This is a genomic window from Streptomyces sp. NPDC056222, assembly GCF_042264065.1.
Taxonomy (GTDB): Bacteria; Actinomycetota; Actinomycetes; order Streptomycetales; family Streptomycetaceae; genus Streptomyces.
Genome location: NZ_JBHJTL010000056.1, coordinates 44,786 through 51,811, shown reverse-complemented (window position 1 = coordinate 51,811; position 7,026 = coordinate 44,786). Strand labels below are relative to the sequence as shown.

General features: G+C 72.8%; 6 protein-coding genes. 4 read left to right on the top strand and 2 right to left on the bottom strand.

Going from position 1 to position 7,026, the window contains the following annotated elements:
- Positions 1 to 1,406 precede the first annotated feature (1,406 nt).
- Positions 1,407 to 2,186 (bottom strand): endonuclease domain-containing protein, encoded by a 780-nt coding sequence (locus tag ACFC0D_RS24495; protein ID WP_376439701.1) that lies wholly within the window; start codon positions 2,184 to 2,186, stop codon positions 1,407 to 1,409.
- 269 nt (positions 2,187 to 2,455) lie between these two features.
- On the opposite strand from ACFC0D_RS24495, the gene ACFC0D_RS24490 reads away from it, so the two are divergent.
- Positions 2,456 to 2,821, top strand: a complete 366-nt coding sequence (locus ACFC0D_RS24490) for a hypothetical protein (protein ID WP_376439699.1) — start codon at positions 2,456 to 2,458, stop codon at positions 2,819 to 2,821.
- Between the two features lie 116 nt (positions 2,822 to 2,937).
- Positions 2,938 to 4,044: a glycosyltransferase family 39 protein gene (locus ACFC0D_RS24485; RefSeq protein WP_376439697.1), complete on the top strand. Its 1,107-nt coding sequence runs from the start codon at positions 2,938 to 2,940 to the stop codon at positions 4,042 to 4,044.
- On the opposite strand, the gene ACFC0D_RS24480 is transcribed toward ACFC0D_RS24485, so the two are convergent.
- On the bottom strand, positions 4,016 to 4,399 hold the full coding sequence (locus ACFC0D_RS24480) for a DUF192 domain-containing protein (protein ID WP_376439694.1): 384 nt from the start codon (positions 4,397 to 4,399) through the stop codon (positions 4,016 to 4,018). The genes ACFC0D_RS24485 and ACFC0D_RS24480 overlap by 29 nt on opposite strands.
- Positions 4,400 to 4,439: 40 nt before the next feature.
- On the opposite strand from ACFC0D_RS24480, the gene ACFC0D_RS24475 reads away from it, so the two are divergent.
- Positions 4,440 to 5,327 (top strand): prepilin peptidase, encoded by an 888-nt coding sequence (locus ACFC0D_RS24475; protein WP_376439691.1) that lies wholly within the window; start codon positions 4,440 to 4,442, stop codon positions 5,325 to 5,327.
- Between the two features lie 11 nt (positions 5,328 to 5,338).
- A complete protein-coding gene (locus ACFC0D_RS24470) occupies positions 5,339 to 6,883 on the top strand; it encodes a DUF2079 domain-containing protein (RefSeq protein WP_376439688.1) in 1,545 nt (514 codons plus the stop codon).
- Positions 6,884 to 7,026 lie beyond the last annotated feature (143 nt).

The window sequence follows — 7,026 nt, the reverse complement described above, 5'->3', positions numbered from 1 at the left end:
CCCTGCGGTCGCGTCGCTGCGCGATGGGCTTCGCCCACCCTTGACCCACCGCCTCCGGTCGCCTTTTCACACTCGGAGGGCGGCCGGGGGCGTGGCCGCGCGACAACTCTCTCGGTCCTGGGCGGGTTCGGCGCCTGCGGGTGCGTGGGTGGTGTTGCGCGGCAGTTGAATGGGGCGTCCAGGCACCGGCTTAGCGTGTTGCGATGGGTGGGTGGCAGGGATTCATGCCCTGCTGGTCACTCTGGGTGGGTGGTGACATTCCCCCACCCCGCCCCTTCCCGAAACCCTGACGGGGTCGAGGAGGCGAGGGGAAAGGCCGAAGGCGAGTGCTGGGGGCTGAGGCTGAGTGCGTTGGGGGTCCAAGAGGGGGTCGGGCCTGGATGGGGTGCGGAAGGAGTCCGCAGGTGGGAGCCGGAGCTGGGGCTGAGAGTGGGTGTGGCGAAGACACGTCCTGGGCACGGGTGGGCGGACTTGCTGCAGTTCCGTCCCCTCCCGGTGCTGGAAGCGAAAGGCGGAGGCGTGGGGCCTTCTGGTCGTGGCTGGTGTCCCTAGCTCTCCACTACTCGCGGTAACTTCCCCGGATGGGGCTCTTTGGGCCCCGCCGAAGGTGAGTTGTGGAGGCTTAGGGTCGCTCGCGCTGATCAACTCACCTCTCCACCCACCGGCAGTGACCAGCGGGGCATGAGCCCCGGCTACCCGCCGGCCGTCACACGCTAAGCCGGTGCCGGGCCGCCCCATTCAACTGCTGCGCAGCCCCACCCACTCGGCGGCAGGCGCTGAGCCGAGCCCAGCCGCGATCCCGCCTCCCCGCGTGGCCACGCCCCCGGGCCGCCCTCCGAGTGTGAAAGGGCGTCCGGAGTCGGGCGGTCAAGGGTGGCCGGAGGCCATCGCGCAGCGACGCGACCGCAGGGAGCGCCCTTGAGGGCCCGGCGGAGGGCGCCACACTCGGAGCGAGGGCGGCCGAGCCAGAGGCTGGCGAGGGCCGGTGGCCCCGGGTGCCGGAGCACCCGAAGCGGACGGGCCTGCTCGTCTCGGGTGCTGTGAGCCAGAGGCCGACGAGGGCCGGTGGCCCCTGGTGCCGGAGCCCGGATGCGGACGGTCCCGCTCGCCTCAGGCTCCGCCAGGCACGTGCCCGCTGGGGGCTTGTCCCGGGCCCCGTAGCCCCGATGTTGACGGGCCTGCTCGTCTCGGGTGCTGTGAGCCAGAGGCCGACGCGGGCCGGTGGCCCCGGGCCCCGTAGCCCCGATGCTGACGGGACCGCTCGCCTCAGCTGCCGTCAGCCAGAGGCCGACGCGGGCCGGTGGCCCCAGGTCCCGTAGCCCCGATGCTGCCCGAGGCCCCGTCTCCAGAGGTCGACGAGGGCCGGTGGCCCCCGGCGCCGTAGCGCCCGATGCCGACCGGCCCGCTCACCCCAAGTTTCCCAGCGCCGAGCGGATCGTTTTGATCATGTGGTCCGGGTGGTGGAAGACGTCCGTCGCCGTGAAGCGGAGGACTCTGTGGATCGCCGGGCAGTTCGTGAGTTCGTTGAAGCGGCGGATGTCGCGGGCATGGGCCTGGCGGGTGCCGTGGAAGGCGTAGCCCTCGATCTCGATCGCCAGGCCCGCCTCGCGGAAGAGGAAGTCCGGGCGGAGGGTGCGGCCCGAGCGGGAGTGGAGGAGGGGTTGGCATTCCGGGTGGAGGCCGGCGTCGTGCATGCGGAGGCGGGCGATCGTCTCCGCCGGGGAGCCCGAGGCCGCGTTCGTCAGAGGGAGCCAGCGGCGCGCCCGGGGCGCGCCCGGTCTGCGGGCGGTCAGTTCGGCCGCCAGGGCCTCGTGGTGGACGATCGGCTCGCGGCGTATGCCCCGGACCGTGCGGCGGGACAGAGCCGAGTCCGCCGCGACCACCGCCCCCTCGCGCGTGCCGCAGCTCCGCATCAGGTCGCCGACCGTCCGCGCCGGGCTCGTCACCCGGAGGCCTGCCCGGACGCAGGTGTCCCCTTCGGTGAGCCCGCCCGTCCTGTGGACCCTCAGGTCCGTCCGGGCGGATCCACCGCCGCCCCCTCGGCTCGCGGTGAATTCCAGTACCTCCCCCACCTCCTCCTTCGCGTCCAGGACCTCGACCCGGTGCAGCGCCGCCGCCGTGCCGTGGCTGCACACCAGCTCCGGACGCAGCAGCTGGACCGCGCTCGCCCTGACCTTCCAATCCACCTCCTTCCCCGGGACCGCCCACACGCCCCGACCGATCCGCTGCCACCCCTCATGGCGCAGTCGCCTCCCCAGTCGGCCGCCCCCTGGCCAACCCGCCGCGTACGCCCACGCGGTCAGGAGCACCCCGCCACGCGCCAGTCTCGCCAAGTCGTGCATGGCTCCAACGATCCACGGAGACCCGACAGTTCGCACCCCCTGTGGATAACCCTCGCCCTCATGCCGCATCCTGGTCGAAACGGGCACCAGGACTCCTCCGGAGTGGACTGCTGATGACGACGACAACGCCGAGCGTGCAATTGGTCAGCGACCTCGTGAACCACATCCCCGAATTCCGGGACGCCTTCGACACCCACGTCTTCAACCAGGGCGGCGTACTGCCCCACGTGTTCTTCTGGGACGTCGTCCAGGACACCGTGCGCTCGTTCCTCGGCGAGGCCCCGGGCACGGCCGACTGGCGCCGCACCCTCGACTTCCTCGAGGAGCAGAGCGGACGTGGAGTCCTCGGCATCGACGAGGTCATCGTCACCTCGTTCCTCAACGACCTGCCCTACCCCGACGAGCCCGGCCACGCCATCGTCCTCCAGCTCGGTCCCGTCATGGCCGCACGGTTCGGGAGGATCCGGCCCGGTGGGTGAGAACCGCGGGAGGGGGAGCGGAGGACGGGTGGACAGGGGAGGCGTACCGCCTTCCCGCAGTCCTTCCCGCCGTCCTCCTGACCGACCCCCCAAGTGCCCCCGACATAATCGAGCGCATGTCCCCAGACCGACCCCGTCCCCCGGAATCCCTCGCCGCCGCCCTCGGGGGCTACGCCGCCACCCGCGTCATCGGCCTCGCGGTCCTCGCCGTCGCCGCTGCCGTGGCCGGCAAGGACGGGCTGCACCGGCTGACGGGTCGATGGGACGCCGTCTGGTACGTCCGCATCGCGGAGAACGGGTACGGCTACCAGGTCACCCTCCCCAACGGGAGCGTCCACTCCGACCTCGCCTTCTTCCCCCTCTTCCCGGCCCTCGAACGGGCCCTGTCCACCGTCCTCCCCGTCGACGCCGCCACCGCCGGTCTGCTCGTCTCCTGGGCCGCCTCGCTCGCCGCCGCCTGGGGGATCTACGCAGTCGGCAGCCATGCGGCGGGCCGGCAGGCCGGAGTCGCCCTCGCCGTCCTCTGGGGCGTGTACCCGACAGCGTTCGTGCAGTCGATGGCGTACACGGAGACGCTCTTCACCGCCCTCGCCGCCTGGTCGATCCTGGCCGTGCTGCGCGACCGCTGGATCCTGGCCGGTGCGCTCTGCGTGCTCGCCGGGCTCACCCGGCCGACCGCCGCCGCGCTCATCGCGGCCATCGGAATCACCGCGATCGTCACCGTCGTCCGCGAACGCAAGCTGCGCGCCCGCATGGTGGGCGGTGTGCTGATCGCTCCCCTGGGCTGGCTCGCGTACATCGTCTACGTCGGGGTACGGGAGGGCAGTCCCACCGCCTATTTCGACGTCCAGGCCGCCTGGGGCAACTCCATCGACGGTGGGGTCGCGCTCGCCCGCTTCATCTGGGGCCTGCCGCCGCTCGCCGCCCTCGGGCTCTGCGCGGCGCTCGGTCTGCTCGCATGGCTGGTGGTCCTCTGCGTACGACAGAAGCAGCCCCTGCCGCTGCTCGTGTACACGATCGCCGTCGTGGTCGTCTCCCTCATCGGAGCCGCCTACTTCGGTTCCCGACCGCGACTGATGATGCCCGCGTTCGGACTGCTGCTGCCGGCCGCGGTGGCGCTCGTACGGCTCCGGGTACGCAACCGGATCCTCGTCCTCGCCGGGCTCGCGCTCGCGTCGGGCGTGTACGGAGCCTTCACTCTCCTCGGCTCGGGACCACCCTGACCCGTACGCCCGGCCGCAGACCCCAGCCGGCCATCGCGCCGCCCTCGGCCTCCAGCACGTGCCGGCCCCGCAGGCGGATCATCCCGAGCCGCCCCGGTCTCATCGTGACCACGTCCAGGACGGTGAACGAACGGTCCAGGTAGGCCACGTCGATCGCGAAGCGCATACCGAAGGTGTGCACGCTGTTCGTCGGGGTGATGAGCAGGGCGCCCCCGATCCCGTCCCGGCCGAGCAGGCCGCGCCGCCGCGCCCTGTAGGACGCCGCGATCTCCAGCGGGAGTGGGTCCCCTCCGGCGGAGGTCTCCCCGACGAGCAGACTTCCCGCTCCGTCACGCCATTTCCCCGGTCTCCCCATAGGGGAGACGGTAGCGGCCCGGCTGGGTAGGGTGCCGCGCGTGTACGCCACGCTGATCGTCGTCGCCGCCCTGTGGGGTGCAACAGCCGGACTGCTCGTGCCACGCGCCGCGTACCGGCTGTCGGTCCATCCGGAGGAGCGGTGGCGGGACAGCTGCGAGGCGGGACACGCCCTGGTCGGCCCCGCGCGCGGCTGGCTCGGCGGCCCGGGCTGCGCCGCCTGCGCGGACCGTACGCCCGGCGACCGTACGCCCGGCGACCGTACGCCCGGCGTCCGTTCGGTCGGTACGGCGAGTGCGGAAAGTACGGCGCACCCCGGCCCCCAGCCCGCGCCCCCGCACCCCGCGCCCCCGCACCCCGCGCCCCCCTCCCTCGGCCCGTCCCTCTCCTCCCGCCTCACCCCCTCCCTCCTCACCGCCCTCGCCTGTGCCGCCCTCGCCGCCGTCACCGGCCCCCGCCCCGAGCTCGCGGTCTGGCTCCTCTACGCGCCCTTCGCCGTGCTCCTCGCGACCGTCGACGTACGCGTCCACCGGCTGCCCGACCAGCTCACGCTCCCGCTCGCCGCCGCCACGCCCCTGCTCCTCCTCGGGGCCGAACTCCTGCCGTACGACGCCGGTTCCTGGCTCCACGCGCTGCTCGGCGGGCTCGCTCTGGGCGGCGGCTATCTCGTGCTGTTCCTGATCCACCCGAACGGCATGGGCCTCGGTGACGTCAAGCTCGCGCTCTCGCTCGGCTCCGCCCTCGGTTGGTACGGCTGGGGGATCCTCTTCGTCGGAGCCTTCTCGGGGTTCCTCCTCGGCTCGCTGTACGGGCTCGGCCTCGTCCTTGCGCGGCGGGGGAGCCGTAAGTCGGCGATCCCGTTCGGGCCGTTCATGATCGGCGGCGCGCTGTTCGGCGTGCTCATGGGAGCGTTCGTCGCTACGCCCTAGCATCCGCATATATGTGGAAAAAGACCGGTGATCTGCCGGACCTGCCAGGTGATTCGTCCGAACCGACCGCGAAGACCCCGCCAGTCCCCGAGCGGCCCGCCGCCCCCGTGCTCCGCAAGCGCTCCCTCCTGCCCTGGGCCTGGGCCGCCGGTCTGTGCCTCCTGTACGCGACCGTCGCCCTGCGCCGACACTTCCTCCTGCGCACCACGGGGTACGACCTCGGCATCTTCGAGCAGGCCGTGCGCGCCTACTCCGAAGTCCGCGCCCCGGTCGCCCCGTTGCGCGGCGAGGACTTCAACCTCCTCGGCGACCACTTCCACCCGCTCCTCGCCGTCCTCGCGCCGCTCTACCGGATCTGGCCCTCCGCGACGTGTCTGCTCGTCGCCCAGTCCGCCCTGCTCGCCCTCGCCGTCGTGCCGCTCGCGCGCTGGGCCCAGCGGGTGCTCGGCACCTGGGCGGCTCATGCGGTCGCCGCCGGATACGGGCTGAGCTGGGGCATCGCCTCCGCCGTCGTCTTCGACTTCCACGAGGTCGCCTTCGCCGTACCCCTGCTGGCGTTCTCCCTGGAAGCGCTCGGCCGTCAGCGGTGGGGCGCCGCGGTCGCCTGGGCCGTACCGCTGCTGTTCGTCAAGGAGGACCTGGGGCTCACCGTGGCCGCCATCGGCGTGTACATCGCCGTCAAGGGCCCGCGCAGGCTCGGCGCCGTGACCGCGGTCGGCGGGCTGCTCGGCTCGGTCCTCGCGATCAAGGTGCTGCTGCCGGCCGTGAACCCCGCCGGGGAGTACTTCTACGGCGGCAACCTGCCCGACACCGACGGCTCCCTGCTCGCCACCCTCGCCATGCTTCCGATCGACGCGCTGCAGCCCGAGGTCAAGGCGGTGACCCTGGTCCTGATCTTCGCCCCGTCCGCGCTGCTCGCCCTGCGTTCGCCGCTCGCGCTGATCGCCGTCCCGACGCTCTCTTGGCGGATGCTCTCCGAGACCAGCTCCCACTGGGGCACGGCCTTCCACTACAGCGCGATCCTGATGCCGGTCGTCTTCGCCGCTCTCATCGACGCGCTGTCCGTGTGGCGCAGCGAGCCGTATCCGCTCCGGGTCCGTGAGGTGCGCGCCTCGCTCCTCACCGTCCTGGCGGTGACGGTGATCCTGGTGCCGTCCTTCCCTCTCGCGCAGGTGGCTGCGGTGTCGACCTGGCGCACCGACCCGCACGTCGCGACCGCCCGCGCGCTGTTGGCGCGGATCCCCGACGGGGCGACCGTGGCCGCCTCCAACCGGCTGGTACCGCAGCTCACTTCGCGCTGCTCGGTCGTGGTCTTCCCGACGTACCCGGTGGAGGAGCAGGCGCCGAGGTCCCCGCTGAGCTTCCTGCCGCAGCCCACCGCGGAATGGATCGTCCACGACCGGGAGGCGCCGGAGGGCTGGCTGGGCTCGCAGGGGCAGTGGCCGTACCGGCTCGACGTGCAGGAGACGGAGCTGAGGCTGGCGCGTCAGGTGTACGGGTACGAGCTGGTGGCGGAGGGGGACGGGGTGACGCTCCTGCGCCGTCGGACGATGTGACGGCGCGGCTCGGGTGGCTCCGGTGGGCGGGGCCCACACCCCGCCCGCCCCGCCTCACGCGCGCGTGCCGCCCGCCCCGCCTCACGTACGTCCGCCCCGCCTCACGCGCGTGTGCCGCCCCGCCCCCCGGCGCGTGCCGCCCA

What these genes read in the sequence shown, in the direction of transcription:
- ACFC0D_RS24490 (WP_376439699.1), top strand. Translation starts at nt 2,456, where the DNA reads ATGACGACGACAACGCCGAGCGTGCAATTGGTCAGCGACCTCGTGAAC.
- ACFC0D_RS24485 (WP_376439697.1), top strand. Translation starts at nt 2,938, where the DNA reads ATGTCCCCAGACCGACCCCGTCCCCCGGAATCCCTCGCCGCCGCCCTC.
- ACFC0D_RS24480 (WP_376439694.1), bottom strand. Translation starts at nt 4,399, where the DNA reads ATGGGGAGACCGGGGAAATGGCGTGACGGAGCGGGAAGTCTGCTCGTC.
- ACFC0D_RS24470 (WP_376439688.1), top strand. Translation starts at nt 5,339, where the DNA reads ATGTGGAAAAAGACCGGTGATCTGCCGGACCTGCCAGGTGATTCGTCC.